This window comes from Pseudomonas sp. PDM02, assembly GCF_014852285.1.
GTDB lineage: Bacteria > Pseudomonadota > Gammaproteobacteria > Pseudomonadales > Pseudomonadaceae > Aquipseudomonas > Aquipseudomonas migulae.
The window spans coordinates 278,219-304,705 of sequence record NZ_JACVBL010000002.1 but is presented as its reverse complement, the minus strand read 5'-3'; the positions used below and the strand labels follow the sequence as shown (position 1 = coordinate 304,705).

Sequence of the window (26,487 nt, the reverse complement as noted above, 5' to 3'; positions counted from 1 at the left end):
TTGGCTGCCAAGAAAAAACCTGCACCCAAGCGTGGCGCCAGCCGTTACCAAGCTCCTGCAAAGCAACCGATCCCGGGCTGGCTGTGGATGGCCATCGGCCTGACGGTCGGCGCGTTCATTGTGTTCCTGATGAAGCTCGAACCGGGCAAGGGCAGCGACAGCGTCAAGCGCGAGAAGATCGAGCAGCAGAAAGCCACCAAGGTCGCCGAGGCCAACAAGACCCCGCCGAGCCCGACGCAACCGGTGAAGCCGAAGTACGACTTCTACACCTTGCTGCCGGAATCGGAAGTCATCGTGCCGCCGGACGCCGTGCCGGAGAAAACACCGCCGACGCCGGCTGTACCGACCACGCCGGTAACCCCGGCGGAAGCGGCGAAGATCGACACGGCGCGGGCTCAGGCGGCATTGGCTGGCATCACCCCGCCGCCACCGCCACCCGTGGCCAAGGCGGCACCGGTGACCAAGTTCTTCCTGCAGGCCGGTTCGTTCCGCAAGGAGGCTGATGCAGACAAGGTGCGCGCGCAGATCATCCTGCTCGGTCAGGCGGTGTCGGTTGAGTCCGGCACGGTGAAGGACGAGACCTGGTATCGGGTGTTGGTCGGGCCGTTCAGCAACCGCGAACAGCTGACCACCGCGCAGAAACAACTGTCCGGCGCCGGGTTCAGCAACCTGTTGTTACAACAACGCCAGAACCGCTGATACCGTCCGCAAGACCGCGTTATCGTTCTTCGCGGGCAAGCCTCGCTCCTACAGGTAACGGGGCGTTTGCGATATTGCGAACGCCGTCAAATGCACCGTTCGCCGTATTTGTGAACGGTGCATTACCTGTAGGAGCGAGGCTTGCCCGCGAAGGCGTCAAACCAGACAACACACCTCCCCCGCGCAACACCGCTCGTCCCCTCTCCCGCCCCGCAGTTGAAAAACGCTCCACCACCCCCATATGAGTTGGCATAAGGCATTTTCGCCCCGCTGCGTGGAGACTCTCCCTTGACCACCATCGTTTCAGTTCGCCGCCACGGCAAAGTCGTCATGGGCGGCGACGGCCAGGTTTCTCTCGGCAATACCGTGATGAAAGGCAACGCGAAGAAAGTTCGTCGCCTCTACCACGGCGAAGTCCTCGCCGGTTTTGCTGGCGCCACGGCTGACGCCTTTACCCTTTTCGAACGCTTCGAAGGTCAACTGGAGAAACACCAGGGCCATCTGGTTCGCGCCGCCGTCGAACTCGCCAAAGAATGGCGCACCGACCGCACCCTCAGCCGCCTCGAAGCCATGCTCGCGGTCGCCAACAAAGACGCGTCCCTGATCATCACCGGCAACGGCGACGTTGTTGAGCCTGAACAAGGCCTGATCGCCATGGGTTCCGGCGGCGCCTACGCCCAGGCCGCCGCCAGTGCGCTGCTGAAGAAAACCGACCTGTCAGCCCGGGAAATCGTCGAAACCGCCCTCGGCATTGCCGGCGACATCTGTGTATTCACCAACCACACCCAGACCATTGAGGAGCAGGACTGCGCCAAAGGCGACGAGTAAGTCTGTTTCGGCCCCACGCCACGACTCATCTTGTTTAAGGTCCGTCAAAATATTATGTCCATGACTCCCCGTGAAATCGTCCACGAACTCAACCGCCATATCATCGGCCAGGACGATGCCAAACGCGCCGTCGCCATCGCGCTGCGTAACCGCTGGCGCCGGATGCAACTGCCGGAAGAGCTGCGCGTTGAAGTAACGCCGAAGAACATCCTGATGATCGGTCCGACCGGTGTCGGCAAAACCGAGATCGCCCGTCGCCTGGCCAAACTGGCCAACGCTCCGTTCATCAAAGTCGAAGCGACCAAGTTCACCGAAGTCGGCTACGTCGGCCGCGATGTCGAGTCGATCATTCGCGACCTGGCCGATGCTGCCATCAAGCTGCTGCGCGAACAGGAAATGACCAAGGTTCGCCACCGCGCCGAAGACGCCGCCGAAGAGCGCATCCTCGACGCCCTGCTGCCACCGGCGCGCATGGGCTTCAACAACGATGACGCCCCGTCGGCCGACTCCAACACCCGCCAGCTGTTCCGCAAGCGCCTGCGCGAAGGCCAGCTGGATGACAAGGAGATCGAAATCGAAGTCGCCGAAGTGTCCGGTGTCGATATCTCCGCGCCACCGGGCATGGAAGAAATGACCAACCAGTTGCAGAGCCTGTTCGCCAATATGGGCAAGGGCAAACGCAAGAGCCGCAAGCTCAAGGTCAAGGAAGCGCTGAAACTGGTCCGCGACGAAGAAGCCAGCCGCCTGGTCAACGATGAAGAGTTGAAGGCCAAGGCGCTGGAAGCGGTCGAGCAGCACGGCATCGTGTTCATCGACGAAATCGACAAGGTTGCCAAGCGCGGTAACTCCGGTGGCGTCGACGTGTCCCGTGAAGGCGTGCAACGCGACTTGCTGCCGCTGATCGAAGGCTGCACCGTCAACACCAAACTGGGCATGGTCAAGACCGACCACATCCTGTTCATCGCTTCCGGTGCGTTCCACTTGAGCAAGCCGAGCGATCTGGTGCCTGAGCTGCAAGGCCGCCTGCCGATTCGTGTCGAGCTGAAGGCGCTGACGCCGGAAGACTTCGAACGCATCCTCAGCGAACCGCACGCCTCGCTCACCGAGCAATATTGCGCACTGCTGAAAACCGAAGGCCTGGCCATCGAGTTCCAGCCGGATGGCATCAAGCGCATCGCCGAGATCGCCTGGCAGGTCAACGAGAAAACCGAGAACATCGGTGCCCGTCGCCTGCACACGCTGCTTGAGCGCCTGCTCGAAGAGGTGTCGTTCAGCGCCGGCGACCTGGCCAGCGCTCACGACGACAAGGTGATCCTGATCGACGCCGACTACGTCAACAACCACCTCGGCGAATTGGCGCAGAACGAAGACCTGTCCCGTTATATCCTGTAGGTATGCGACCTCCTGTAGGAGCCGGCTTGCTGGCGATGGCGTACTTGAAATCGCCATCGCCAGCAAGCCGGCTCCTACAGAGGTTCAGACCTCGCGCTTCAATACGGACTTTGGTCATGATCCCCACCGACATCAAACTGCACAAAGCCTCGAAAACCCTGTCGCTGAAATACGCGTCCGGCGAGGAACATCACCTGCCCGCCGAGTTCCTGCGCGTGCACTCTCCTTCCGCCGAGGTCCAGGGCCACGGCAAACCTATCCTGCAATTTGGCAAGATCGGCGTAGGCCTGACCAAGGTAGAACCGGCCGGTCAGTACGCACTGAAATTGACCTTCGACGACGGCCACGACAGCGGCCTGTTCACCTGGGAATATCTGTACCAGTTGGGCGTGCGCCAAGAGGATCTCTGGAACGATTATCTTGCCGAACTGAAAGCCGCCGGAAAGACCCGCGACCCTAACGAATCTGTCGTCAAGCTGATGCTCTAACCCGCGCCTCTTGCGCATTAGAAGGCATTTTCTAATTTCATCTGTTTGAATGCTTGGCCGCGAGGTCAGTCATTAGCCTGCTTGCGAAAAAAATTAAACTCGGGTAACCAATGGAGCTGGCAAGTTACCTGCAGTGCTCTCTGAACTAAAAAGCAGCGATGCAGAATTATCGGTCACCCGAGCAGTAGTACCTGGCATTGGCTGTGTGACTACACGGCTGGACTCAGGTACTCGTCTCAGGACAATGGAGCGTCGTAGATGAGTAACAAGAATAACGATGACTTGAAGAATCAAGCCTCGGAAAACACCTTGGGGCTTAATCCTGTCGTTGGGCTGCGTGGAAAGGATCTACTGGCTTCTGCTCGAATGGTGCTCAGGCAGGCCATTAAACAACCGATTCACAGTGCGAAGCATGTCGCTCATTTCGGTCTTGAACTGAAGAACGTGCTGTTCGGCAAATCCGAGCTGCTACCGACCAGCGATGACCGTCGCTTTGCCGATCCGGCCTGGAGCCAGAACCCGCTCTACAAACGTTATTTGCAAACCTACCTGGCGTGGCGCAAGGAACTCCACGACTGGATCGACGACAGTAACCTCGGGCCCAAGGATGTGGCACGCGGGCATTTCGTGATCAACCTCATGACCGAAGCCATGGCCCCGACCAACACGGCGGCCAACCCGGCAGCGGTCAAACGCTTCTTCGAAACCGGTGGCAAGAGCCTGCTCGACGGCCTCTCGCACCTGGCCAAGGATCTGGTGCACAACGGCGGCATGCCGAGTCAGGTCAACATGGGCGCATTCGAAGTCGGCAAGAGCCTGGGCGTGACCGAAGGTGCGGTGGTTTTCCGTAACGACGTGCTGGAGCTGATCCAGTACCGGCCGACCACCGAGCAGGTGCATGAGCGTCCATTGCTGGTGGTGCCGCCACAGATCAACAAGTTCTACGTTTTCGACCTGAGCCCGGACAAAAGCCTGGCGCGTTTCTGCCTGCGCAATCATGTGCAGACCTTCATCGTCAGCTGGCGCAACCCGACCAAGGAACAGCGCGAATGGGGCCTGTCGACCTACATCGAAGCGCTCAAGGAAGCGGTTGATGTGGTCACCGCAATCACCGGCAGCAAAGACGTGAACATGCTCGGCGCCTGCTCCGGCGGCATCACCTGCACCGCGTTGCTGGGCCACTACGCCGCAATCGGCGAGAAAAAAGTCAACGCCCTGACGCTGCTGGTCAGCGTGCTGGACACCACCCTGGACAGCGACGTCGCACTGTTCGTCGACGAACAGACCCTCGAAGCCGCCAAGCGCCATTCCTATCAGGCCGGCGTACTCGAAGGCCGCGACATGGCGAAAGTGTTCGCCTGGATGCGCCCCAACGATCTGATCTGGAACTACTGGGTCAACAACTACCTGCTCGGCAACGAGCCGCCGGTGTTCGACATTCTGTTCTGGAACAACGACACCACCCGGTTGCCCGCCGCGTTCCACGGCGATCTGATCGAGATGTTCAAAAACAATCCGCTGATCCGCCCGGATGCACTGGAAGTGTGCGGCACGCCAATCGACCTGAAGCAGGTCACGGCCGACATCTTTTCCCTGGCCGGCACCAACGACCACATCACGCCGTGGAAGTCCTGCTACAAGTCGGCGCAACTGTTCGGCGGCAAGGTCGAATTCGTACTGTCCAGCAGCGGGCATATCCAGAGCATTCTGAACCCGCCGGGCAACCCGAAATCGCGCTACATGACGAGCGCCGAGATGCCGTTGAAGGCTGAGGAGTGGCAGGAAAACTCCACCAAGCACACCGATTCCTGGTGGCTGCACTGGCAAGCCTGGCAGGCCGAGCGTTCGGGCGAATTGAAAAAAGCCCCGACAAAACTGGGCAACAAGGCTTATCCGGAAGGTGAAGCAGCACCGGGCACTTACGTACATGAGCGGTAACTGACACACCCGCCCCCCGTAGGAGCGAAGCTTGCTCGCGAAAGCGGTCATTCATTCAACGTAGATTTCGACTGATCTGACGCCTTCGCGAGCAAGCTTCGCTCCTACAGGGGACCGGGATAATTAACCCACAGGGCTTGAAGCATGCCGCAACCGTTCATTTTTCGTACCGTCGACCTGGATGGCCAGACCCTCCGCACGGCAGTACGCCCCGGCAAGCCTCACTTGACGCCCTTGCTGATATTCAACGGCATCGGCGCCAACCTGGAGCTGGTGTTTCCGTTTGTCGCCGCATTGGACCCGGACCTCGAAGTCATCGCTTTCGACGTGCCCGGTGTCGGCGGTTCGTCGACGCCGAACCGGCCGTATCGTTTTCCGGGCCTGGCCAAACTCACGGCGCGGATGCTCGACTATCTCGATTACGGGCAAGTGAACGTGATCGGTGTGTCATGGGGTGGCGCCCTCGCCCAGCAGTTTGCTTACGACTACCCCGAGCGCTGCAAGAAACTGGTGCTGGCGGCGACGGCGGCGGGTGCGGTGATGGTGCCGGGCAAACCAAAAGTACTGTGGATGATGGCCAGCCCACGGCGCTACATCCAGCCATCGCACGTGATCCGCATTGCGCCAATGATCTACGGCGGCTCGTTCCGTCGCGATCCGACACTGGCGGCCAGCCATGCGGCGAAGGTGCGCTCGGCAGGCAAGCTCGGTTACTACTGGCAGCTGTTCGCCGGGCTCGGCTGGACCAGCATTCACTGGCTGCACAAGATCCACCAGCCGACGCTGGTGCTGGCCGGCGACGATGACCCGCTGATCCCGTTGATCAACATGCGCGTGCTGGCCTGGCGGATTCCCAATGCCCAGTTGCACATCATCGATGACGGGCACCTGTTCCTGATCACCCGCGCCGAGGCCGTGGCGCCGATCATCATGAAGTTTCTCGAGGAAGAACGGCAGCGCGCCGTGATGCATCCGCATCCGGCCCCATCGGGCGGCTAACCGACTTATCGTCGGTCGGCAGGACGCCGCGCCGCGCAACAACCCGTTACAGCGTCTATGGTGTTCTGGTTCGGTGTGTTTGTATTTGGCCTGAAGACGAAGGAGTGTTGAGTCATGCGCGACAAGCCAGCGAGGGAATCTTTACCGACTCCCGCAGCGTTCATCAACGCACAGAGTGCGATTACCGGCCTGCGTGGTCGGGATCTGTTTTCGACCCTGCGCAGCGTTGCCGCCCATGGTTTGCGCAACCCCGTGCACAGCGCCCGCCATGCGTTGAAGCTGGGCGGTCAACTGGGGCGCGTGTTGCTGGGCGAAACCCTGCACCCGACCAACCCCAACGACAATCGCTTTGCCGACCCCGCATGGAGCCTCAACCCGTTTTATCGCCGCAGCTTGCAGGCCTACCTGAGCTGGCAGAAACAGGTCAAAAGCTGGATCGACGAGAGCAACATGGACCCGGACGATCGCGCCCGCGCCCACTTCGCGTTCGCTTTGCTCAATGATGCGGTGTCACCGTCCAACACCCTGCTCAATCCGCTGGCGGTCAAGGAAATCTTCAACTCCGGCGGCAACAGCCTGGTGCGTGGCATCAGTCACCTGGTCGATGACTTCCTGCACAACGACGGCCTGCCCAGGCAAGTGACCAAGCAGGCCTTCGAGGTCGGCAAGACGGTCGCGACCACCACCGGCGCCGTGGTATTTCGCAATGAGCTGCTGGAACTGATCCAGTACAAGCCGATGAGCGAAAAGCAGTATTCCAAACCTCTGCTGGTGGTGCCGCCACAGATCAACAAGTACTACATTTTCGACCTGAGCCCGAACAACAGCTTCGTCCAGTTCGCCCTGAAAAACGGCCTGCAAACCTTCATGATCAGCTGGCGCAACCCCGATGTGCGCCATCGCGAATGGGGCCTTTCGACCTACGTCGAAGCCGTCGAAGAAGCGATGAATGTATGCCGGGCGATCACCGGCGCCCGGGAAATCAACCTGATGGGCGCCTGCGCCGGCGGGCTGACCATTGCCGCGCTGCAAGGTCATTTGCAGGCGAAGCGGCAACTGCGCCGTGTATCCAGCGCAACCTATCTGGTGAGCCTGCTCGACAGCCAGATGGAGAGCCCCGCGACCCTGTTCGCCGACGAACAGACCCTGGAAGCGGCCAAGCGTCGGTCCTATCAGAAGGGCGTGCTGGACGGTCGCGACATGGCCAAGGTCTTCGCCTGGATGCGCCCCAACGATTTGATCTGGAGCTACTTCGTCAACAACTACCTGTTGGGCAAGGAGCCGCCGGCGTTCGACATCCTCTACTGGAACAACGACAACACACGCCTGCCGGCCGCCTTTCACGGTGATCTGCTGGACTTCTTCAAGCACAACCCGCTGAGTCATCCGGGGGGCCTGGAAGTGTGCGGCACGCCGATCGACTTGCAGAAAGTCACCGTCGACAGCTTCAGCGTGGCCGGCATCAACGACCACATCACGCCGTGGGATGCGGTGTATCGCTCGACGCTGCTGCTGGGTGGCGAGCGACGCTTCGTGCTGTCCAACAGCGGTCATGTGCAGAGCATCCTCAACCCGCCGTCCAACCCGAAAGCCAACTTCATTGAAAGCACGAAACTGAGCAGCGATCCGCGGGCCTGGTATTACGACGCCAAGCAAGTCGATGGCAGCTGGTGGACGCAGTGGCTGAGCTGGATTCAGGAGCGTTCGGGCGCGCAAAAGGAAACCCACATGGCCCTCGGCAACCAGAACTATCCACCCATGGAGGCGGCACCCGGTACTTACGTGCGCGTGCGCTGACACCCAACACACCACTGCCGCCTCCGTAGGAGCCGGTTTGCTGGCGATCGCATCACCGCGGTTCACGACCCACCGCGGTGATGCGATCGCCAGCAAGCCGGCTCCTACAGGATTTGAGCGCGGCAGGACTTGAACATTAAGAAGACTGGATGAAAACCCGCGACCGGATCCTCGAATGTGCCCTGCAGTTGTTCAATCAGAAGGGCGAACCGAACGTCTCCACCATGGAAGTTGCCAACGAAATGGGCATCAGCCCGGGCAACCTCTACTACCACTTTCACGGCAAGGAACCGCTGATTCTCGGGCTGTTCGAGCGCTTCCAGGCGGAGCTTGCGCCGCTGCTCGATCCACCGTCCGATGTGGAATTGGCACCGGAAGATTACTGGCTGTTCCTGCACCTGATCGTCGAGCGCCTGTCGCACTATCGGTTTCTCTTTCAGGACCTGTCGAACCTCGCCGGGCGCCTGCCGAAACTGGCCAAGGGGATTCGCAACCTGCTCAATGCGCTGAAGCGCACACTGGCTTCATTGCTGGCGCGATTGAAGGCTCAAGGGCACTTGGTCAGCGACACTCAGGCGTTGGGGCAGTTGGTGGAACAGATCACCATGACGCTGCTGTTTTCGCTGGATTACCAGCGGATTCTGGATCGCGAAGGAGAGGTAAGGCTGGTGGTGTATCAGATCATGATGCTAGTGGCGCCGCATCTGCTGCCGCCGATCAAGGTGGCGACGGAGCAACTGGCACTCCAATACCTCGAAGAACACGGATAACACCTGAATACCACGGTCCCCTGTGGGAGCTAGCCTGCTAGCGATAGCGATTTATCCGGCGACATTGTTGTTGACTGATGAACCGCTATCGCTAGCAGGCTAGCTCCCACAGGGGGCCGTGGTGTTTGCTGAACCGTGCACAAACAAAAACGCCCGACCTTTGCAGGCCGGGCGTTTTTTTGAGCCCTGAAATCAGGACTGACTGGTTGGCGTCGATGGAGCTGGCGCGGCAGTCGGGGTTACAGCAGGGGTCGGCGCGGTAGCAGAGTTCGAGCTGCTCACCGGAGTCGACGGGGTTGCCGGTTTGGCGGCAGCCACTGCTGGTTTTGGAGCAGCAGCTTTCGGCGCTGCCGGTTTTTTCACTGCTGGTTTTTTCGCGGCGGCAGGTTTTGCCGCAGGCTTGGCTGCTGCAGGTTTAGCAGCCGGTTTAGCGGCGGCTTTGGCGGCAACCGGCTTCGCTGCTGGCTTGGCTGCGGCAGGTTTTGCTGCGGCCGTTTTGGCAGCCGGCTTGGCCGCTGCTTTCGCGGCGGGTTTTGCAGCCGGTTTAGCGGCAGCTTTTGCCAGTGGCTTGGCAGCGGTTTTCGCCGCTGGTTTGGCTGCTGCGGTTTTCGCCGCAACAGGCGCAACCTTGGCACCGGTGAGTTTTTCGATTTGCTTGGTCAGGGTATCGACCTTGCTGTGCAGCGCTTTCACTTCGTTGCGGCTCGGGACACCCAGGCGCGAAATGGCGCTGTTCAGGCGCTTGTCGAAAGCCCCTTCCAGCTCATCCCACTTGCCCAGCGCACGATCTTTCACGCCAGTGATGCGCGATTTGGCAGAGGTAGCGGAGTCCTTGGCGGCATCGACTTTCTTGCCGACAGCGCTCTTGGTTAGCTTCTCGGCTTTCTCGCCGTCTTTGACCAATGTATCGAAGAGCTTGCTGCCGTCAGTGTCGATCTTCGAGTACACGCCTAAACCAGCAAGCCAGATTTTGCGGGAGTAGTCTTCGACTTTCCCGATCCACGAGCTGCCTTCTTTTTCGGTGTTCTTTTTACCAGCCATCCCGTTCTCCTTAAGATTTACGCGCGACGCGTTCGAGCAATGCCGTCAGCTCATCGAGCTTAGCAGAGAGTGCCTCAACGTCATGTTTAGACGGAATGCCAATACGATTCAAGGTACTTGCGACACGCGAGTCAAAAGCCTTCTCGACCTTGTCGAGTTGAACTTCGACCTTGCCTTTGAAAGTGCTTACTTCGCTCTTGGCTTCATCAATCTCGGCGTTAGCTGCTTCAAGTTTCTCGGCAACTACCTTTTTGCCTTTCTTTTCAACAGTTTGACCAGCCTTGATCAACTCTTGAAAGTAATCGCTGCCCTCTTGGCCGACCTTGGCGTAGGCACCCAGGCCTGCCAGCCAGATCTTGCGGGCATAGGATTTGACGTCGCTCAGAGCAGTTGTCGAAGCGTCGATTTTTTTCTTCAAAATAACTTTGGCCATGGTGCACCTCACGCGCAGAAGGTTTGAGGAACTGCCCGCGAAAGTGTCGGGCTCATGCACAAAGTAGGGAGAAAAATTAGAAACGGCACCCTAACAACTGACATAAACCTTTGGATTCACCACAAACAAATGTGGGAGCGGGCTTGCTCGCGAAAGCGTCGTGCCAGTCGACATCTCAGTTAACTGACAGGCTGCATTCGCGAGCAAGCCCGCTCCCACATGATCGTATTCCAAGGGAACAATCGGATTTACGCGAGGGCTTTATCGAGGGCCTTTTCGATTTCCGATTTGATCATGCCGCTCATGGCCGACATCATCAGGCCCAATTCCACATCAACGCGAATCGAATCCTCAGCAACATGCACCGCGCCTTTCACCCCGGAACGCTTGAGGTTCAGGGTGTCGCCGGACCACTGCGGCTCCAGGCCATATTGATCGGACAGTTTCTGCGCCAACTGGTCGGCCTTCTCGCGGGCCGCTTCCTTGCCCAGGCCGTGGGCACGTTCAACACTAATACGGGCCATCGAATGACTCCTGCTTTATGAATACTTTCCTGAAGCATCTTGACCGCGCCTGCGGCAAAACGTCCCGGCGGTTCTACATCTTACCTTCAGCCTTGCCAAGACAAAGCAGGCCACCGGGATTAGAATGTCCCGCATTCTCTTCTGGTGACAGCGATATGACTGATCAGCGCAAAGGCAGCGATGCCGAACCCACCACGCACTTCGGTTTCAAAAACGTTCCGGAAAGCCAAAAAGCGGAAAAAGTCGCTGAGGTTTTCCACTCGGTAGCCGCCAAGTACGACTTGATGAACGACCTCCTGTCGGGCGGCATGCACCGTTTGTGGAAGCGTTTTGCGATCGAGCTGTCGGGCGTTCGCACCGGCAACCGCGTGCTGGACATTGCCGGCGGCACCGGCGACCTGACCAAAAAATTCTCGCACCTCGTGGGGCCGACCGGCCAGGTGGTGTTGGCCGACATCAACGAATCCATGCTCAAGGTCGGTCGTGACCGCCTGCTGGACCTGGGTGTGGCCGGCAACGTCGAATTCGTTCAGGCCGACGCTGAAAAGCTGCCGTTCCCGGACAACCATTTCGACTGCGTGACCATCGCATTCGGCCTGCGCAACGTGACGCATAAAGAAGACGCACTGCGCTCGATGCTGCGCGTACTCAAGCCGGGCGGCCGTTTGCTGGTGCTGGAATTCTCCAAGCCGACCAACGCGCTGATGTCCAAAGCCTACGACGCCTACTCGTTCGCCTTCATGCCGCTGATGGGCAAGCTGATCACCAACGACTCGGAAAGCTATCGCTACCTGGCCGAATCGATCCGCATGCACCCGAACCAGGAAACACTGAAGTCGATGATGGTCGAGGCCGGTTTCGACCGCGTGACTTACCACAACATGACCGCAGGCATCGTGGCCCTGCACCGTGGCATCAAACCCTGATGTTGCTGGCCGGTCTGCTCGCCAGCATTGAACTCGGCCTGAACCGGGTGCTGCGTCTCGACAGCACGGCGCTGCCGCGGCTGGCGCATTTGAGCGGCCGGGTGATTGCCGTCGATTGCCGCAGCCCGGCACTGCAACTGTTCATCCTGCCCAGCGACGAAGGCTTGATGCTGGCGACCCACTGGGAAACCGGCGCCGACTGCACCTTGCGTGCACCGGCTTCCAGCCTGTTGAAACTGGCGATGAGCAAAGACAAGACCTCGGTTTTGCATGCCCCTGAAGTCGAACTCGACGGCGACAGCGGCGTGCTGCTGGAACTGGCCGCGATCCTCCAGGACCTGGAGCTGGACTGGGAATACGAACTTTCGCGCTGGCTGGGACCTGTGGCCACGCAACTGGTCGGCGGTCACCTGCGCAGTCGCGCACGCTGGTATCAGCAAGGATTTGCCAGCCTGGGTCAGAACCTGGGCGAATACCTGGCCGAAGAATCGCGCACCCTCGTCGGTCAGCGCGAAGCCGAAGCCCGATTCAGTGAACTGGACCAGATCAAACTCGATCTGGAACGTCTCGAGGCGCGTTTCGAGCGCCTTTCCCGATCCCTCGACCCAAGCGATAACGCATGAAGCTGCTTGCCGTCCGCCGTTTGTTGCGCATCCAGCGCGTTGTGATTCGCTACCGCCTCGATGACCTGCTGTTTGCCCTGCCGCTGCCGTGGTTTCTGCTGGCGCTGCGCTACGCCTTGCCGTGGCGCTGGTTCCCGCGCAAGCCGCTGGACCTGAGCCGTGGCGCGCGATTGCGCCTGGCACTGCAGGACCTGGGGCCGATCTTCATCAAGTTCGGGCAGATCCTGTCCACCCGCCGCGACCTGCTGCCAGAAGACATCGCCGATGAGCTGATGAAGCTGCAGGACCGCGTGCCGCCGTTCGATTCGCAAGTGTCGGTCAAGTTGATCGAAGAACAGCTCGGCAAAAAGATCAGTGAAGTGTTCAGCCGTTTCGACGTCGAACCGCTGGCCTCGGCTTCGGTGGCGCAGGTGCATGCCGCGCAGTTGAAAACCGGTGAAGAAGTCGTCGTCAAAGTCATCCGCCCCGGCCTGAAACCGATCATCGCGCAAGACCTGGCGTGGTTGTTCATCCTCGCCCGCGCAGCGGAAAAACTCTCCGCCGACGCGCGTCTGCTGCACCCGGTGGACGTGGTCAGCGACTATGAAAAAACCATCTACGACGAACTCGACCTGTTGCGCGAGGCGGCCAACGCCAGCCAGTTGAAGCGTAATTTCGACGGTTCGCCGCTGCTGTACGTGCCACAAGTCTATTGGGACTGGTGCCGGCCGAAAGTGCTGGTGATGGAGCGCATCTACGGCATTCAGGTCACCGACCTCGCGACCCTGGCCGACCAGCGCACCGACATGAAAATGCTCGCCGAGCGCGGCGTCGAGATCTTTTTCACCCAGGTGTTCCGCGACAGTTTCTTCCACGCCGACATGCACCCCGGCAACATCTTCGTCAGCACCGTCAACCCGTGGAGCCCGCAGTACATTGCGATCGACTGCGGCATCGTCGGCAGCCTGACCCCCGAAGACCAGGATTATCTGGCGCGCAACCTGTTCGCGTTCTTCAAGCGCGATTACCGGCGTGTGGCGCAACTGCACATCGACTCGGGCTGGGTACCGGCGGAAACCAAACTCAACGAATTCGAAGCGGCGATCCGTACCGTTTGCGAGCCGATCTTCGAAAAACCGTTAAAAGATATTTCCTTCGGTCAGGTGCTGATGCGCCTGTTCCAGACCGCTCGACGCTTCAACATGGAAGTGCAGCCACAACTCGTTTTGCTGCAAAAAACCCTGTTGAACATCGAAGGCCTGGGCCGTCAGCTGTACCCGGACCTCGATCTGTGGAACACCGCCCAGCCGTTCCTCGAACGCTGGATGCGCGAGCGCGTCAGCCCCAAAGCCTTGCTCGGCAACGTGCAGAACCAGTTCGAACAACTGCCGCACCTGGCCAACATGGCGCGCGATCTGCTCGAACGCATGTCGCAGCCCCACGCTTACGACCCGCCGCCATCGTGGCATCGACGCCGGGACGACTGGTTCCTGCGCCTGCTCGGCACCGCGCACCTGGCCGGCGGCGCAATACTGGCCATGGGCGGGCCGTTGAACGAACTGGCCTACTGGCCGGCAGGAATCATGATGGCCGTCGGCTTGTATCTGGTCGTTCGCCGATAGCCAGTTGTGTGATCCACTGGCACACTGTTTGAACGTTGGACTCTGCTCATGTAGTGCGGAGCCCGCTGTCGGAGTCGAAGATGAAAAACTGGCTGGACGAGATCAAGTGGGACGCCGACGGCCTGGTGCCGGCAATCGCCCAGGATCACAAGACCGGGCGCGTCCTGATGATGGCCTGGATGAACCGCGAAGCGCTGGAACTGACCGCTGTCGAAAACCGCGCCATCTACTGGTCACGTTCCCGTGGCAAGTTGTGGCGCAAGGGCGAAGAGTCCGGCCACGTGCAGACCCTGCATGAGATGCGCCTGGACTGCGACGCCGACGTGATCATCCTGATGGTCGAGCAGATCGGCGACATCGCCTGCCATACCGGTCGGCAGAGCTGCTTCTATCGCGTCTTCGAGAACGGCGACTGGAAAACCGTCGACCCGGTTCTCAAAGACCCGCACGCCATCTATTCCGCAGGACACACACATGAGTGACACTCTGACCCGACTGGCCGAGGTACTGGAAGCGCGCAAAGGCGCCGCCGCCGACAGCTCGTACGTCGCCAGCCTGTACCACAAGGGCTTGAACAAGATTCTGGAAAAAGTCGGCGAAGAGTCGGTCGAAACCATCATCGCCGCCAAGGATGCCGCCATCAGCGGCGACTGCAGCGATGTGATCTACGAGACCGCCGATTTGTGGTTCCACAGCATGGTCATGCTCGCCCAACTGGGGCAGCATCCACAGGCTGTACTCGATGAACTGGACCGTCGTTTCGGTCTGTCCGGACACGCAGAGAAAGCCTCGCGCCCGTCCGCCTGAACAACTATTAGAGAGGAGCAGCAACATGGGCATTTTTGACTGGAAACACTGGATCGTCATCCTGGTTGTTGTCGTGCTGGTGTTCGGCACCAAGAAACTGAAAAACCTCGGCACTGACGTCGGCGAATCGATCAAGGGCTTCAAGAAAGCCATGAACGACGACGAAAAACCGGCCGATCCGGCAGCGGCCCAACCGGTTCCGCCTGCTCAGCCACAGACCACCCAGTCCGTGAACCAGCCGCACACCATCGACGTGCAGGCGCAAAAAGTCGAAGAGCCGATCCGCAAAGACGTGTGAGCACTGACTAATGTTTGGTATCAGCTTCTCTGAACTGCTGCTCGTCGGCCTCGTGGCCCTGCTGGTGCTGGGCCCCGAGCGTCTGCCGGGTGCTGCGCGCACCGCCGGCCTGTGGGTCGGTCGCCTGAAGCGCAGCTTCAATGCGATCAAACAGGAAGTTGAGCGTGAAATCGGTGCCGACGAGATTCGTCGGCAACTGCACAACGAGCACATTCTGTCGCTGGAACAGGAGGCGCGGAAGATTTTCACGCCGACCCAGCAGGAAGCCACTCCGGTTCAGCCGGTGGCGGAGCAGACGATCCATGCATCGACGACAGAATCCGCGCCTGCTGCTGCGCCGACGGAAACCGTGAAAGCGGTGGAAGCGGTTGAAGCGGCGCCGGTCGTGGCGCATGCAGAACCCGTTGCTCCTGCCGCCGCGCCGACAACGCCGGCTCCTCACGACACCACTTTGCCGCCGCGAGCCTCATGAGCGATCTCCCAGAAAACGACCAGCACATGCCGCTGGTTTCGCACCTCACCGAGTTGCGTACCCGTCTGCTGCGCTGTGTAGCGGCGATCTTCATCATCTTCGCCGGGCTGTTTGCGTTCACCCAGCAGATCTACACCTTCGTCTCCACGCCGCTGCGCCAGTATCTGCCAGTGGGCGCGACGATGATCGCCACCGACGTGTCGTCGCCTTTCCTGACGCCACTGAAGCTGACCATGATGGTGTCGCTGTTCCTGGCGATCCCGGTGATCCTGCATCAGATCTGGGGTTTCATTGCGCCGGGCCTGTACAAGCATGAAAAACGCATCGCTGTGCCGTTGCTGGTATCGAGCATCATGCTGTTCTACGCCGGCATGGCATTCGCCTATTACCTGGTATTCCCGCTGATCTTCAAATTCTTCGCCGCCGCCACCCCGGCCGGCGTGGAAATGATGACCGACATCAGCAGCTACCTCGACTTCGTCATGACGCTGTTCTTCGCCTTCGGCGTGGCGTTCGAGATTCCGGTGGCCGTGGTGCTGCTGGTGTGGATCGGCGTGGTCGACGTCAAATACCTGAAGAAAATCCGCCCGTACGTGATCATCGGCTGCTTCGTAGTCGGCATGATCCTGACGCCACCGGACATCTTCTCGCAGACGCTGCTGGCCGTACCGATGTGGCTGCTGTTTGAAATCGGCATCCTGTTCGGCGGCTTGATCAGCAAGCGCGGCGACCATCCGGACGACCAACCGGTTGACGATCACAACGACCAGCCGCCAGCGACCCAAGCGTGAACCTGCTGCTCCTCGAAGAGGCCGATTTCATTGCGGCCGACCGGGTGATCCTGCGTGATCGGCGGTTGACGCACATGCAGGAAGTCCACCGCTGTGAAGTGGGCGACAGCATGCGTGTCGGGCGTATCGGCGGCCTGATGGGCTCGGCCGAAGTGCTGCGCCTGGACGCCGATGAAGCCGAACTGCGCGTCACCCTCGACCAACCGCCACCGGCCAAGCTGCCGCTGACCCTGGTGCTGGCCCTGCCACGTCCCAAAATGCTGCGCCGGGTGTTTCAGACCGTGGCGGCCATGGGTGTGCCACGGATCGTGCTGGTGAACAGCTATCGCGTCGAGAAAAGCTTCTGGCAGACCCCGTTCCTGGAACCGGAAGCGATTCGCGAACAACTGATCCTCGGCCTCGAACAGGCTCGGGACAGCGTGTTGCCTGAAATTGTCATCGAGAAGCGCTTCAAGCCGTTTGTCGAAGATCGACTGCCAGCGATTGCCGAAGGCACCCTTGGCCTGGTCGGCCATCCGGGCAACTACCCGCCCTGCCCCCGCGGCCTCGACGAGCAGGTCACGTTGGCCATCGGCCCGGAAGGCGGCTGGATCCCCTACGAAATCGACCTGCTGGCCAAGTCCGGCCTGCAACCGGTGCAGCTCGGCGAGCGCATCCTGCGCGTCGAGACCGCCGTCACCGCGCTGCTCGCCCGCCTCTTCTAGCCATTACGCTCCTACAGAATCCTGACCGCCTGCCGATACAGTTCCCATAAAACCAACTTGTGGTCCGTGGGAGTTGCAGCATGTACCGATGGCTAGCCGAGAAACTGGGGAACGTCAGCGTCAATCGCAAACTGGGTGTCGGCTTCGGTCTGGTGCTGCTGCTGACATTGTTGATCACCGTCACGGGCTGGACCGGCCTGAGTGACGTGGTAAATCGCGGCGACAAGCTCGGGTTTATTGCCAGCCTCAATGAACTGACCAAAGACCTGCGCCTGGCCCGCCTGGACTACGAAATGCGCCGTGGCGAACAAGGCCCTGGCGCCGTCAACGACCTGCTCGGCCAACTCGACACCGGTTTGAAAACCGCCCGCACACTGATCGAGCAACCTGCCGACGCAGCCATGGTCGATCAGCAACTGGCCGCAGTCAGCGAGTACAAACAAGCCTTCGCCGCCATGACCCAGGCCGGCGCCAACCGCGAAGATGCTCGCAGCAAACTCGGCGCCACGGCCGATAACGCCGTGGCGCGCGTGGGTGAAGTCGAGAAATCCTTGCTGCAAGGCGACAGCGTCGCCGATTTCAACAGCGTTATCGACCTGAGCAAACTGATCCAGCAAGCTCGCTTCCAGGTGCGCGGCTATACCTACAGCGGCAAGACCGAAGCCGAACAACCGGCGCTGGACGCCATCGACAATGCGTTGAAAAACCTCGAAAGCCTGCCGTCCAGATTGCCGGAACAGCACATCGCCAACCTGCAACAGGCCAGCGATTCACTCAAAGCCTACCGCGCCGCCGTCAGCCAGTTCCGTGACTCCCAGGTCGCCAGCGCCGCCGCGTTGAAACGCATGGCCGCTCAAGGCGACATCCTGTTCGACGTCAGCAAAAAGCTAACTGCCTCGCAAACCATCATCCGCGACACTGACGCCGCACACGCCAAGAACATGCTGTTGCTGGCCACCGCCCTGGCGCTGGTCTTCGGCCTGTTCGCGGCATGGGCCATTACCCGGCAGATCGTCGTTCCGCTGGGCCAAACACTGAAAGTGGCCGAGCGCATCGCCGCCGGCGACCTGACCCAGAACCTCGTTTCCGAGCGTCAGGACGAACTCGGTCAGCTCCAGCGGGCGATGCAAAGCATGACCCTGGGCCTGCGCGAATTGATCGGCGGCATCAGCGATGGCGTCACGCAAATCGCCAGCGCCGCTGAAGAACTGTCCGCAGTCACCGAGCAGACCAGCGCCGGCGTCAACAGCCAGAAGGTCGAGACCGACCAGGTGGCGACCGCGATGAACGAAATGACCGCCACGGTGCAGGAAGTTGCACGTAACGCCGAAGAAGCCTCCGAAGCCGCGCTCGCCGCCGATCAGCAGGCCCGCGAAGGCGACAAGGTGGTCGGCGAAGCCATCGCTCAAATCGAACGCCTGGCCAAGGAAGTCGGCAACTCCACCGACGCCATGGGTCATCTCAAACGCGAAAGCGACAAGATCGGCAGTGTGCTCGACGTGATCAAATCCGTGGCTCAGCAAACCAACCTGCTGGCGCTCAACGCCGCCATTGAAGCCGCTCGCGCCGGTGAAGCCGGACGTGGTTTTGCGGTGGTCGCCGACGAAGTCCGCAGCCTCGCGCAGCGCACCCAGAAGTCCACCGAAGAAATCGAAGAGCTGATCGTCGGCCTGCAGAGCGGCACCCAGCAAGTCGCGACCATCATGGACAACAGCCGCACCCTGACCGACAGCAGCGTCGAACTGACCCGCCGCGCCGGTGGCTCGCTGGAAAGCATCACCCGCACCGTGTCGGCGATTCAGTCGATGAACCAACAGATTGCCGCCGCTGCCGAACAGCAAAGCGCGGTGGCGGAAGAGATCAACCGCAGCGTGCTGAACGTGCGCGATGTGTCCGAGCAGACCTCGGCAGCCAGTGAAGAAACCGCGGCGTCCAGCGTTGAGCTGGCGCGGTTGGGGACGCATTTGCAGATGCTGGTGGGCAAGTTCAGGGTTTAAAACCGAGTCGCCCCCCTTCGCGGGCAAGCCTCGCTCCTACAGTTAATCGCAGATCCCTGTAGGAGCGAGGCTTGCCCGCGAAGGCGTCAGAGGACCTGACGAAGGAAGGCCTGCGCCCGCGGATCCTTCGGCGCATCGAAGAACTCGGCCGGCGAGGCGTCTTCCAGCAATTTGCCGTGATCGAAAAACAGCACCCGATCCGCCACTTCCCGCGCAAAGCCCATTTCGTGGGTCACGCAGACCATGGTCATGCCTTCTACGGCCAGGGTTTTCATCACATCCAGCACTTCGCCGACCATTTCCGGATCGAGCGCCGAGGTCGGTTCATCGAACAGCATGACCTTCGGCTCCATGGCCAGCGCCCGTGCAATCGCCACGCGCTGCTGCTGACCGCCGGACAGGCGTGACGGAAACTCGTTGGCCTTCTGCGCAATGCCAACCTTTTCCAGCAATGCCAAAGCCTTGGCTTCACGCTCCTTCTTGCCGCGTTTGCGCACGACTTTCTGGGCGAGGCAGAGGTTTTCCAGCACGGTCATGTGCGGGAACAGGTTGAAATGCTGGAACACCATGCCGACTTCGCGGCGGTAGGCATTCACGTCGGTTTTTGGATCGGCCAGTTGCAGGCCGTCGATGCTCACCGAGCCCGAATCAAACTCTTCCAGGCCGTTGAGACAGCGCAGGAAGGTCGACTTGCCGGAGCCGGACGGACCGATCACCACCAATACTTCGCCCTTCGCCACCTGGGTGGAGACGTTATCCACCGCGCGCACCACGTGGCCACGGGTGTCGAAGACTTTTACCAGATCGCGGACTTCAATCACTTTGCGCGAGCCTCCGCTCAAGCCGGCTGGCGATTTTCGACAGCGGCAGGTTGATCAACAAATACAGGCCAGCCACGCAGAACAGGATTTCGAATGGCGAAAACGAGGTGGTGATGACTTCGCGACCGCTTTTCAACAGCTCGGTAATCGCAATCACCGACACCAGCGAGGTGTCCTTGACCAGGCTGATGAACTGCCCGGCGAGCGGCGGCAGCACGCGCTTGAACGCTTGCGGCAGCACCACGTGGCGCATCGACTGACCCGCGCTCAAGCCCAGGGAACGCGCAGCTTCGTTCTGGCCACGGGCGATGGATTGCACGCCGGAGCGGATGATTTCCGCCACGTAGGCGCCGGTGAACAGCGACAGTGCGGCGATCCCGGCGAACTCCCGGGACAGGTTCATCACGGTGCCGATGAAGAAGTAGAAAATGAAAATCTGCACCAGCAGCGGCGTACCGCGCACCAGTTCGACGTAAATCGTCGAGAGGTCGCGCAGGGTCGGATTATTCGAGAGACGGCACAAGCCCGTGGCGAGGCCGATCAGCAGACCGAGCACGCCAGACACCACGGACAACCACAAGGTGGTCCAGAGGCCCCACATCAGCGGTCCGGCGGCCCAATGGCGAGTCACGCCGATCACGTCGCCTTCGGCCACATCATCGCCTTGGGCGACTTGCAGGCTGTTGTCGTCGACGGTCACGCGTTGCTCGTCACCCGCGTCGTTGCGCAACGTGACTTCAGCCTTGTCGCCTTTGCGCACCAGTTCGCTGACGGTGGAGATGTCGGCGGCGCGCTGGGATTCTTCGGCGTGGTAGGCGAAGTACTGCGGGACGCGGTTCCAGCGCCATTCGTAGGACATCAGCGAGGTGGCGTAATACAACGCGCCGGCCAGGCCGATCAGCACCAGCACGGTCAACACGTGCCAGGGCCATTGGGCTTTTTTCTGTTTCATTGCAGGTTCCGGATTCTATGTCGCCAGGGAGGCCGCCTTCGCGGGCAAGCCTCGCTCCTACAAAGTCATATCCTGTAGGAGCGAGGCTTGCCCGCGAATGGGAGCGACGCGGTCTATCTGACCGGGCCTTATTCCATATCCTTCAACCAAGCGGTGTCTTTGAACCACTTGTCATGGATGCGATCGTAGGTGCCGTCTTCGTGGATCTGGTGCAGGAAGTTGTTGATGAAGTTGATGCTGTCGTAGTCACCCTTCTTCAGACCAAAGGCCAGCGGCTCGTAGGTGAACGGCTTGTCGAGGAACACCAGTTTGCCGTTGCCGACCTTGTTCACCGCCACGACGTTGTAAGGCGCGTCATAGATAAAGGCGTCGGCCTTGCCGTTGACCACGTCGAGCACTGCTTCCTGCTCATTGTCGTAGCCGTGGTACTTGGCTTTGGAGATCAGCTTCTTGGCGACCATCTCGCCGGTGGTGCCGAGCTTGGAGGTAATGCGGTAGTCGGCGGTGTTCAGGTCTTTGTAGGACTTGATGGTGCCTTCCAGCTCTTTGCGAATCAGCAGCGTCTGGCCGACCACGATGAACGGTTCGCTGAAGTTCAGGCGCAGGTTGCGTTCCTGGGTCAGGGTCATGCCGCTGCCGATCATGTCGAACTTGTCGGTGAGCAGGGCCGGGATAATGCCGTCGTAGCCGGTGGACACCAGCTCCAGCTTGACGCCCATGGCCTTGGTCATGGCTTTGAGGATGTCGACTTCGAAGCCGATGATCTCGCCGCGCTTGTTGGTCATTTCGAACGGCATGTAGGTCGGGTCCATGCCGACTTTCAGCGTGCCGCGCTTGACCGCGTCATCGATGGCACCGGCCTGCGCCGCGCTGACTGCAACCAATGCCGTGACGCCGACCAGCAGCATCGAGAGATACTTCTTCATCTTCATGTCCCCAAAACCAGTGCGTTATGAGGCGCGCAAACGGCGGCTCCCCTCAGGAAACGCATCGATACGGACAAAAATTATCCGGGCGCACCAATTCGGGGACGGATGCTAACGTACTCGCTCGTTTGCACAAGTGTTTGGGAACGATGAGGCAAAAAAAACCCCGCTTTCGCGGGGTTCTTTATTATGCCAACTGCGGTTGTGCACTCAGCGGCTTGAGCGGCAGCAACGGCGCATGGGGATCGGATTTCACCGATTTGCGCCAGGCTTCCAGCCACTCGGGATGACCTTCGCTCCAGACCTGCTCATGCAAACGAGCCAGTGCTACCGGATCGCTCAGCAGTTGCACACGCTCATTGTTGTTCAGACCGTCAGGCCCGACTTTCAATGCATGGCGAACCCGCTCGATCCGCAGCCACTCGATTGGCTCGGCCTGACCGTGGCGCGACGTCGCCAGCGAACACGCCAGGGCGTTCTGCTGTGGATCGACCACCGACCGGATGAAGCCGTCTTTCAGCGCATGCCAACGGTTTTCATGGGTGTACTGGTCAGTTGCCAGCAACGCCTGTGGCGGATTGTATTCCTCAGGGATCAGGAACAGGCTCTCGTCACGGGACTTCAGGCCCAGGCCGACACGGCTGGAGATCACGGAAACCGGGATCGACAGCATCAACGAACCGACGATCGGCACCAGCCACCAGAGGAAGCTCGGGTTCAGCCAGATCACCAACAGGGCCCAGAAGAAGCCCAGCAGGGTTTGCGGACCGTGGCGCTTGACCGCTTCGCTCCATGGCGTGGAGTCGTCGTCACGTTGCGGCGAGTTCCAGGTCGCGGCCCAGCCGAGGAACGCGGCGAGTACGAAACGGGTGTGGAAAATCATCCGCACCGGCGCCAGCAACATGGAGAACAACATCTCCAGCAGCATCGACAGGGTCACCTTGAACTTGCCACCGAACTCTTTCGCGCCCTTGGCCCAGATCAGGATGATGCTCAACAGCTTCGGCAGGAACAGCAGCACGATAGTGGTCGAGAACAGCGCGATGGCCTTGTCCGGGTGCCATTGTGGCCACAGCGGGTAGAGCTGACGCGGTTCAAGGAAGTACTGCGGCTCCATCAGCGTGTTGACCGCCAGCAGCGCCGTCGACAGCACGAGGAAGAAGAACCACAACGGCGCCGACAGGTAAGACATCACGCCGGTGAGGAACACCGCACGGTGAACCGGGTGCATGCCCTTGACCAGGAACAGGCGGAAGTTCATCAGGTTACCGTGGCACCAGCGACGGTCACGCTTGAGTTCGTCCAGCAGGTTCGGCGGCAACTCTTCGTAGCTGCCCGGCAAGTCGTAGGCAATCCACACGCCCCAACCGGCACGGCGCATCAGCGCGGCTTCAACGAAGTCGTGGGACAGAATCGCGCCGGCGAACGCGCCTTTACCGGGCAACGGCGCCAGGGCGCAGTGCTCGATGAACGGCTTCATGCGGATAATCGCGTTGTGGCCCCAGTAGTGCGATTCGCCCAACTGCCAGAAGTGCAGACCGGCGGTGAACAGCGGACCATACACGCGAGTCGCAAACTGCTGCATGCGCGCATAAAGAGTATCCATGCCCGACGCACGCGGCGCGGTCTGGATGATCCCGGCGTCCGGCGTGGCTTCCATCAGGCGCACCAGACTGGTCAGGCATTCGCCGCTCATCACGGAGTCAGCGTCGAGCACGACCATGTACTTGTAGTCACCGCCCCAGCGACGGCAGAAGTCGTCGAGGTTGCCGCTTTTGCGTTTTACGCGACGGCGACGGCGGCGATAGAAGATCTTGCCGAAACCCTTGGCTTCGCGGCAGACGTCCAGCCAGGCCTGCTGTTCAGCGACGCAGATGTCGGCATCGTTACTGTCACTGAGGACGAAGAAGTCGAAGCGGTCCAGGTCACCTGTGGCAGCGACCGACTCGAACGTCGCGCGCAGACCGGCAAACACCCGTGGCACGTCTTCGTTGCAGATCGGCATCACCAGTGCGGTGCGCGCGTCTTTGGGGATCGGCTCGTTGCCGGCACTTTTACCGGAGATGCGGTATTTATCGTGACCGGTGAGCAACTCGAGGAAGCCCATCAGTGCGGTCCAGAAACCGGCCGAGACCCAGCAGAACAGAATCCCGAACATGATCAGGATGGTGGTCTGCAGCGCGTACGGCAGCACTTGCGTGACGGTTTGCAGGAGCGGCTGATGCAGGACTTCGTTGAGGTCGACGAACGACCAGCCCTGGTACGGCATGATGCCTTTCATGTACCAGCCGGCGACGATGGTTTGACCGAGCATCAGTACCAGCAGGATGTAACGACGGATCGAACCCACGGTACGCCAGCGGGCCGCCGGCAGCACGTTCTCGTCTTTCGGCGGAGCCGGCGGGTTGGTGCGACCGGTCAGACGCCGCCAGCCACGCACCAGAATATTGGTGCGCCAAGGCTCCGGCACGACTTTGGTCCGGCGGATCGGCGGGGTTGCCTTGAGGCAAACACGCCCGCTGGCGTCGAGCACCAGCATTTCCGCCTCTTCCAGCTCTTCAGCGGTGCTCAGGGTCAAGCGACGGCCGACCGAGGCTTGAGCCGCCTCGACCGGTGCATCGAACGTCGAGGACGACAGACGCTCGTGAAGTTCGCTGAACGATTTGCAGCCCGCGAGTTCCGCGCGCTGCTCGTCGGTCATCGGCAGATGCGCCAGATACTCGGCAAGAGTTTCTGGCTGAACTTGAGAATTACTCATCGGCAGGCAACTGATAGCTCCAGGTCTCGGTCAGGACTTCTTCAGTCGGTGCCGATTCCGGTGTGGCTGGGGCCGCGTCGGCAGCGACAGGCTGCTTGGCGTCTTTGTTGTTCGCCTTGTCCTTGGCATCTGCAACTGGCTTGGCTTCGGCCTGCTTGGCCTCGGCGGCCTTCGCGTCCTTGTCCGCTTTCTCCGCTTGCTTGGCGGCCACTTTGTCGGCCTTGGCAACAGAAGAGGTGGACGATGGGATCGAAGTCTTGGCCAGATCGGCAGGCACGATGTTCTGCACCAGTGCGGCACGCATCTCGGTGGACTTGCCCGGATCCTTGATCTTCATGCGCAGGGTCAGGCGCCAGCCCTTGGTTTCAGGGTTGTAGCGCACGCTGTTCTCGACCAGCTCGGCATTATCACCCACGCTGACCTGGCTGCGAACGTCTGTATCGGCCGGCAACGCTGCCAGGGACGGGCCTTCGAAATCCACCAGATAGGCAACGCTGCCGTCCGGCTGACGAATCAGGTTGGACTGCTTGACGTCGCCGGTAGAGCGCAAGGTCTGTTTGACCCAGGCGCTGTCCGGTGCGTGAATCGCCGCTTCGTCCATGGTCCAGTGCAGGCGGTAGCCGAATTCCAGCGGCTGACCTGGCTCAGGCAGTTTTTCCGGGCTCCAGAAGGCAACGATGTTGTCGTTGGTTTCATCGGCAGTCGGAATTTCGACCAGATCGACAGAACCCTTGCCCCAATCGCCTTTTGGCTCGATCCAGGCACTTGGGCGCTTGTCGTAGCGGTCGTCGAGGTCTTCGTAGTGGCTGAAGTCACGGCCACGTTGCAGCAAGCCGAAACCGCGCGGGTTCTCGATCGAGAAGTTGCTCACCGCCAGGTGTTTCGGGTTGTTCAGCGGACGCCAGATCCACTCGCCGTTGCCGGCATGGATCGACAGGCCGCTGGAATCGTGCAGTTCGCGGCGGTAGTTCAGCACTTTCGACGGCTGGTTGGCGCCGAACAGGAACATGCTGGTCAGCGGCGCAACGCCAAGCTTGGTGACCTTGTCACGCAGGAACATCTGCGCCTTGACGTCGACAATGGTGTCGCTGCCCGGACGCAGGGTCAGGCGATAGGCACCGGTGGCGCGTGGCGAATCCAGCAGCGCGAAGATCACCAGGTGCTTGTCGCCCGGCTTCGGCTGTTGAATCCAGAACTCACGGAAACGCGGGAATTCTTCGCCGGACGGCAACGCGGTATCGATTGCCAGGCCGCGAGCGGACAAGCCATAGGTGTGACCCTTGCCGACAACGCGGAAGTAACTCGCGCCCAGCATGGTCATGATTTCGTCTTGCTTGTCGGCCTTGTTGATCGGGTACAGCACACGGAAACCGGCATAACCCAGTTGTTCGGTGGCTTTAGGATCGAATTTCAGGTCGCCGAAATCGAAACGAGACGGGTCGTATTTGATCTCTTCGACGGTGTTGGCCGTGATTTCGTTGATTTTCACCGGAGTATCGAAATGCATACCCTGGTGATAGAACGAAAGCTTGAACGGGGTTTTCTGATCGGCCCATTCGGCTTTTTCGGTCAGGAAACGAATTTTCTGATAGTCCGCGAATTTCATCTCACGGAATTCGTTCGGCAGGTTACTGCGCGGGGCTTCGAATTTCTGCCCGGCCAGCTCTTTTGCCTTGACCGATACATCATCCAGATTGAATGCCCAAAGCTGGCCGGCGCCGAACAGGCAGAGCAGTGCAGAGCCCGCTACCAGTGCGCTTCGTAGCCGTTTGGCTGACAATCTTGGTGCATTACAGGGACTAACAATCACGAGCAACCCTCGCCGAAAACAGATCAAAAAACCAACGGCCAGTTAAAGGGCCTGTGAGGTAAACGGGATGAAAAACCCGTCCCTACAAACCA

At 60.3% G+C, this 26,487-nt stretch carries 26 protein-coding genes and 1 pseudogene; 19 read left to right on the top strand and 8 right to left on the bottom strand.

Features of this window, described 5'->3' with window-relative positions; all coding sequences use genetic code 11:
* The 8 genes from IB245_RS04930 (at position 1) to IB245_RS04895 (ending at position 8,911) form a co-directional block, all read left to right on the top strand.
* Positions 1-699 carry an SPOR domain-containing protein gene (locus IB245_RS04930; protein WP_008025212.1) on the top strand — a complete coding sequence of 233 codons (699 nt, stop codon included), beginning with the start codon at positions 1-3 and terminating at the stop codon, positions 697-699.
* A 288-nt stretch (positions 700-987) separates the two neighbouring features.
* Positions 988-1,527 carry an ATP-dependent protease subunit HslV gene (hslV, locus tag IB245_RS04925; protein ID WP_008025213.1) on the top strand — a complete coding sequence of 180 codons (540 nt, stop codon included), beginning with the start codon at positions 988-990 and terminating at the stop codon, positions 1,525-1,527.
* 54 nt (positions 1,528-1,581) lie between these two features.
* Positions 1,582-2,919 (top strand): ATP-dependent protease ATPase subunit HslU, encoded by a 1,338-nt coding sequence (gene hslU / locus IB245_RS04920; RefSeq protein WP_008025214.1) that lies wholly within the window; start codon positions 1,582-1,584, stop codon positions 2,917-2,919.
* 110 nt (positions 2,920-3,029) lie between these two features.
* Positions 3,030-3,407 carry a gamma-butyrobetaine hydroxylase-like domain-containing protein gene (locus IB245_RS04915; RefSeq protein ID WP_085988409.1) on the top strand — a complete coding sequence of 126 codons (378 nt, stop codon included), beginning with the start codon at positions 3,030-3,032 and terminating at the stop codon, positions 3,405-3,407.
* A 258-nt stretch (positions 3,408-3,665) separates the two neighbouring features.
* Positions 3,666-5,345 (top strand): class II poly(R)-hydroxyalkanoic acid synthase, encoded by a 1,680-nt coding sequence (gene phaC, locus IB245_RS04910; RefSeq protein WP_192226849.1) that lies wholly within the window; start codon positions 3,666-3,668, stop codon positions 5,343-5,345.
* Between the two features lie 144 nt (positions 5,346-5,489).
* Positions 5,490-6,344: a poly(3-hydroxyalkanoate) depolymerase gene (gene phaZ, locus IB245_RS04905; RefSeq protein ID WP_008041882.1), complete on the top strand. Its 855-nt coding sequence runs from the start codon at positions 5,490-5,492 to the stop codon at positions 6,342-6,344.
* Between the two features lie 114 nt (positions 6,345-6,458).
* Positions 6,459-8,141: a class II poly(R)-hydroxyalkanoic acid synthase gene (gene phaC, locus IB245_RS04900; protein ID WP_192226848.1), complete on the top strand. Its 1,683-nt coding sequence runs from the start codon at positions 6,459-6,461 to the stop codon at positions 8,139-8,141.
* Between the two features lie 149 nt (positions 8,142-8,290).
* Positions 8,291-8,911 carry a TetR/AcrR family transcriptional regulator gene (locus IB245_RS04895; RefSeq protein WP_008041885.1) on the top strand — a complete coding sequence of 207 codons (621 nt, stop codon included), beginning with the start codon at positions 8,291-8,293 and terminating at the stop codon, positions 8,909-8,911.
* A gap of 192 nt (positions 8,912-9,103) precedes the next feature.
* On the opposite strand, the gene IB245_RS04890 is transcribed toward IB245_RS04895, so the two are convergent.
* The 3 genes from IB245_RS04890 to IB245_RS04880 all read right to left on the bottom strand — a co-directional run bounded on the left by IB245_RS04890 (position 9,104) and on the right by IB245_RS04880 (position 10,909).
* Positions 9,104-9,952, bottom strand: coding sequence for a phasin family protein (locus tag IB245_RS04890; protein ID WP_192226847.1), 849 nt, complete (start codon positions 9,950-9,952; stop codon positions 9,104-9,106).
* Positions 9,953-9,962: 10 nt separating this feature from the next.
* On the bottom strand, positions 9,963-10,385 hold the full coding sequence (locus IB245_RS04885; protein WP_008025226.1) for a phasin family protein: 423 nt from the start codon (positions 10,383-10,385) through the stop codon (positions 9,963-9,965).
* A gap of 248 nt (positions 10,386-10,633) precedes the next feature.
* Positions 10,634-10,909 (bottom strand): polyhydroxyalkanoic acid system family protein, encoded by a 276-nt coding sequence (locus tag IB245_RS04880; RefSeq protein ID WP_192226846.1) that lies wholly within the window; start codon positions 10,907-10,909, stop codon positions 10,634-10,636.
* 155 nt (positions 10,910-11,064) lie between these two features.
* Between IB245_RS04880 and ubiE the strand changes: the two genes are divergently transcribed.
* From ubiE to IB245_RS29300, 11 genes and pseudogenes are all read left to right on the top strand, one after another.
* A complete protein-coding gene (gene ubiE, locus IB245_RS04875) occupies positions 11,065-11,835 on the top strand; it encodes a bifunctional demethylmenaquinone methyltransferase/2-methoxy-6-polyprenyl-1,4-benzoquinol methylase UbiE (protein ID WP_007948968.1) in 771 nt (256 codons plus the stop codon).
* Positions 11,835-12,458 carry an SCP2 domain-containing protein gene (locus tag IB245_RS04870; protein WP_008025228.1) on the top strand — a complete coding sequence of 208 codons (624 nt, stop codon included), beginning with the start codon at positions 11,835-11,837 and terminating at the stop codon, positions 12,456-12,458. The genes ubiE and IB245_RS04870 overlap by 1 nt, the downstream gene beginning before the upstream one ends.
* Positions 12,455-14,059: a ubiquinone biosynthesis regulatory protein kinase UbiB gene (ubiB, locus tag IB245_RS04865; RefSeq protein WP_008041890.1), complete on the top strand. Its 1,605-nt coding sequence runs from the start codon at positions 12,455-12,457 to the stop codon at positions 14,057-14,059. The genes IB245_RS04870 and ubiB overlap by 4 nt, the downstream gene beginning before the upstream one ends.
* Before the next feature lie 80 nt (positions 14,060-14,139).
* Positions 14,140-14,541, top strand: a complete 402-nt coding sequence (gene hisI, locus IB245_RS04860; protein ID WP_008041892.1) for a phosphoribosyl-AMP cyclohydrolase — start codon at positions 14,140-14,142, stop codon at positions 14,539-14,541.
* Positions 14,534-14,866, top strand: coding sequence for a phosphoribosyl-ATP diphosphatase (locus IB245_RS04855; RefSeq protein WP_008025232.1), 333 nt, complete (start codon positions 14,534-14,536; stop codon positions 14,864-14,866). The genes hisI and IB245_RS04855 overlap by 8 nt, the downstream gene beginning before the upstream one ends.
* Before the next feature lie 25 nt (positions 14,867-14,891).
* Positions 14,892-15,164 (top strand): twin-arginine translocase TatA/TatE family subunit, encoded by a 273-nt coding sequence (locus IB245_RS04850; protein ID WP_192226845.1) that lies wholly within the window; start codon positions 14,892-14,894, stop codon positions 15,162-15,164.
* A 10-nt stretch (positions 15,165-15,174) separates the two neighbouring features.
* Positions 15,175-15,636, top strand: a complete 462-nt coding sequence (gene tatB, locus IB245_RS04845) for a Sec-independent protein translocase protein TatB (protein ID WP_192226844.1) — start codon at positions 15,175-15,177, stop codon at positions 15,634-15,636.
* Positions 15,633-16,427, top strand: coding sequence for a twin-arginine translocase subunit TatC (gene tatC / locus IB245_RS04840; RefSeq protein WP_008025235.1), 795 nt, complete (start codon positions 15,633-15,635; stop codon positions 16,425-16,427). The genes tatB and tatC overlap by 4 nt, the downstream gene beginning before the upstream one ends.
* The gene (locus tag IB245_RS04835; protein ID WP_192226843.1) at positions 16,424-17,131 is read left to right on the top strand and encodes a 16S rRNA (uracil(1498)-N(3))-methyltransferase; all 708 of its coding nucleotides are present in this window, start codon (positions 16,424-16,426) and stop codon (positions 17,129-17,131) included. The genes tatC and IB245_RS04835 overlap by 4 nt, the downstream gene beginning before the upstream one ends.
* Before the next feature lie 80 nt (positions 17,132-17,211).
* A pseudogene (locus IB245_RS29305) lies at positions 17,212-18,270 on the top strand (methyl-accepting chemotaxis protein); the annotation flags it as partial.
* Positions 18,256-19,128: a methyl-accepting chemotaxis protein gene (locus IB245_RS29300; protein WP_412548038.1), complete on the top strand. Its 873-nt coding sequence runs from the start codon at positions 18,256-18,258 to the stop codon at positions 19,126-19,128. The pseudogene IB245_RS29305 and the gene IB245_RS29300, both read left to right, overlap by 15 nt.
* 86 nt (positions 19,129-19,214) lie before the next feature.
* Here IB245_RS29300 and IB245_RS04825 read toward each other — a convergent pair whose 3' ends face one another.
* From IB245_RS04825 to IB245_RS04805, 5 genes are all read right to left on the bottom strand, one after another.
* A complete protein-coding gene (locus IB245_RS04825) occupies positions 19,215-19,949 on the bottom strand; it encodes an amino acid ABC transporter ATP-binding protein (protein WP_008025241.1) in 735 nt (244 codons plus the stop codon).
* Positions 19,942-20,901 (bottom strand): amino acid ABC transporter permease, encoded by a 960-nt coding sequence (locus IB245_RS04820; RefSeq protein WP_008025242.1) that lies wholly within the window; start codon positions 20,899-20,901, stop codon positions 19,942-19,944. The genes IB245_RS04825 and IB245_RS04820 overlap by 8 nt, the downstream gene beginning before the upstream one ends.
* 128 nt (positions 20,902-21,029) lie before the next feature.
* Positions 21,030-21,827 carry a transporter substrate-binding domain-containing protein gene (locus tag IB245_RS04815; RefSeq protein ID WP_008025244.1) on the bottom strand — a complete coding sequence of 266 codons (798 nt, stop codon included), beginning with the start codon at positions 21,825-21,827 and terminating at the stop codon, positions 21,030-21,032.
* A 187-nt stretch (positions 21,828-22,014) separates the two neighbouring features.
* Positions 22,015-24,585 carry a glucans biosynthesis glucosyltransferase MdoH gene (gene mdoH / locus IB245_RS04810; protein ID WP_032832668.1) on the bottom strand — a complete coding sequence of 857 codons (2,571 nt, stop codon included), beginning with the start codon at positions 24,583-24,585 and terminating at the stop codon, positions 22,015-22,017.
* Complete coding sequence (locus tag IB245_RS04805; RefSeq protein ID WP_192226841.1) at positions 24,578-26,395, bottom strand: glucan biosynthesis protein G; 1,818 nt, start codon at positions 26,393-26,395, stop codon at positions 24,578-24,580. The genes mdoH and IB245_RS04805 overlap by 8 nt, the downstream gene beginning before the upstream one ends.
* Between the last annotated feature and the right edge of the window lie 92 nt (positions 26,396-26,487).

Coding starts and splice junctions, on each gene's coding strand:
- IB245_RS29300 (WP_412548038.1), top strand. CDS start 18,256: ATGCAAAGCATGACCCTGGGCCTGCGCGAATTGATCGGCGGCATCAGC.
- phaC (WP_192226848.1), top strand. CDS start 6,459: ATGCGCGACAAGCCAGCGAGGGAATCTTTACCGACTCCCGCAGCGTTC.
- IB245_RS04855 (WP_008025232.1), top strand. CDS start 14,534: ATGAGTGACACTCTGACCCGACTGGCCGAGGTACTGGAAGCGCGCAAA.
- phaZ (WP_008041882.1), top strand. CDS start 5,490: ATGCCGCAACCGTTCATTTTTCGTACCGTCGACCTGGATGGCCAGACC.
- phaC (WP_192226849.1), top strand. CDS start 3,666: ATGAGTAACAAGAATAACGATGACTTGAAGAATCAAGCCTCGGAAAAC.
- IB245_RS04870 (WP_008025228.1), top strand. CDS start 11,835: ATGTTGCTGGCCGGTCTGCTCGCCAGCATTGAACTCGGCCTGAACCGG.
- IB245_RS04890 (WP_192226847.1), bottom strand. CDS start 9,952: ATGGCTGGTAAAAAGAACACCGAAAAAGAAGGCAGCTCGTGGATCGGG.
- tatB (WP_192226844.1), top strand. CDS start 15,175: ATGTTTGGTATCAGCTTCTCTGAACTGCTGCTCGTCGGCCTCGTGGCC.
- IB245_RS04880 (WP_192226846.1), bottom strand. CDS start 10,909: ATGGCCCGTATTAGTGTTGAACGTGCCCACGGCCTGGGCAAGGAAGCG.
- ubiB (WP_008041890.1), top strand. CDS start 12,455: ATGAAGCTGCTTGCCGTCCGCCGTTTGTTGCGCATCCAGCGCGTTGTG.
- IB245_RS04850 (WP_192226845.1), top strand. CDS start 14,892: ATGGGCATTTTTGACTGGAAACACTGGATCGTCATCCTGGTTGTTGTC.
- tatC (WP_008025235.1), top strand. CDS start 15,633: ATGAGCGATCTCCCAGAAAACGACCAGCACATGCCGCTGGTTTCGCAC.
- IB245_RS04895 (WP_008041885.1), top strand. CDS start 8,291: ATGAAAACCCGCGACCGGATCCTCGAATGTGCCCTGCAGTTGTTCAAT.
- IB245_RS04885 (WP_008025226.1), bottom strand. CDS start 10,385: ATGGCCAAAGTTATTTTGAAGAAAAAAATCGACGCTTCGACAACTGCT.
- hslU (WP_008025214.1), top strand. CDS start 1,582: ATGTCCATGACTCCCCGTGAAATCGTCCACGAACTCAACCGCCATATC.
- IB245_RS04820 (WP_008025242.1), bottom strand. CDS start 20,901: ATGAAACAGAAAAAAGCCCAATGGCCCTGGCACGTGTTGACCGTGCTG.
- ubiE (WP_007948968.1), top strand. CDS start 11,065: ATGACTGATCAGCGCAAAGGCAGCGATGCCGAACCCACCACGCACTTC.
- mdoH (WP_032832668.1), bottom strand. CDS start 24,585: ATGAGTAATTCTCAAGTTCAGCCAGAAACTCTTGCCGAGTATCTGGCG.
- hisI (WP_008041892.1), top strand. CDS start 14,140: ATGAAAAACTGGCTGGACGAGATCAAGTGGGACGCCGACGGCCTGGTG.
- IB245_RS04815 (WP_008025244.1), bottom strand. CDS start 21,827: ATGAAGAAGTATCTCTCGATGCTGCTGGTCGGCGTCACGGCATTGGTT.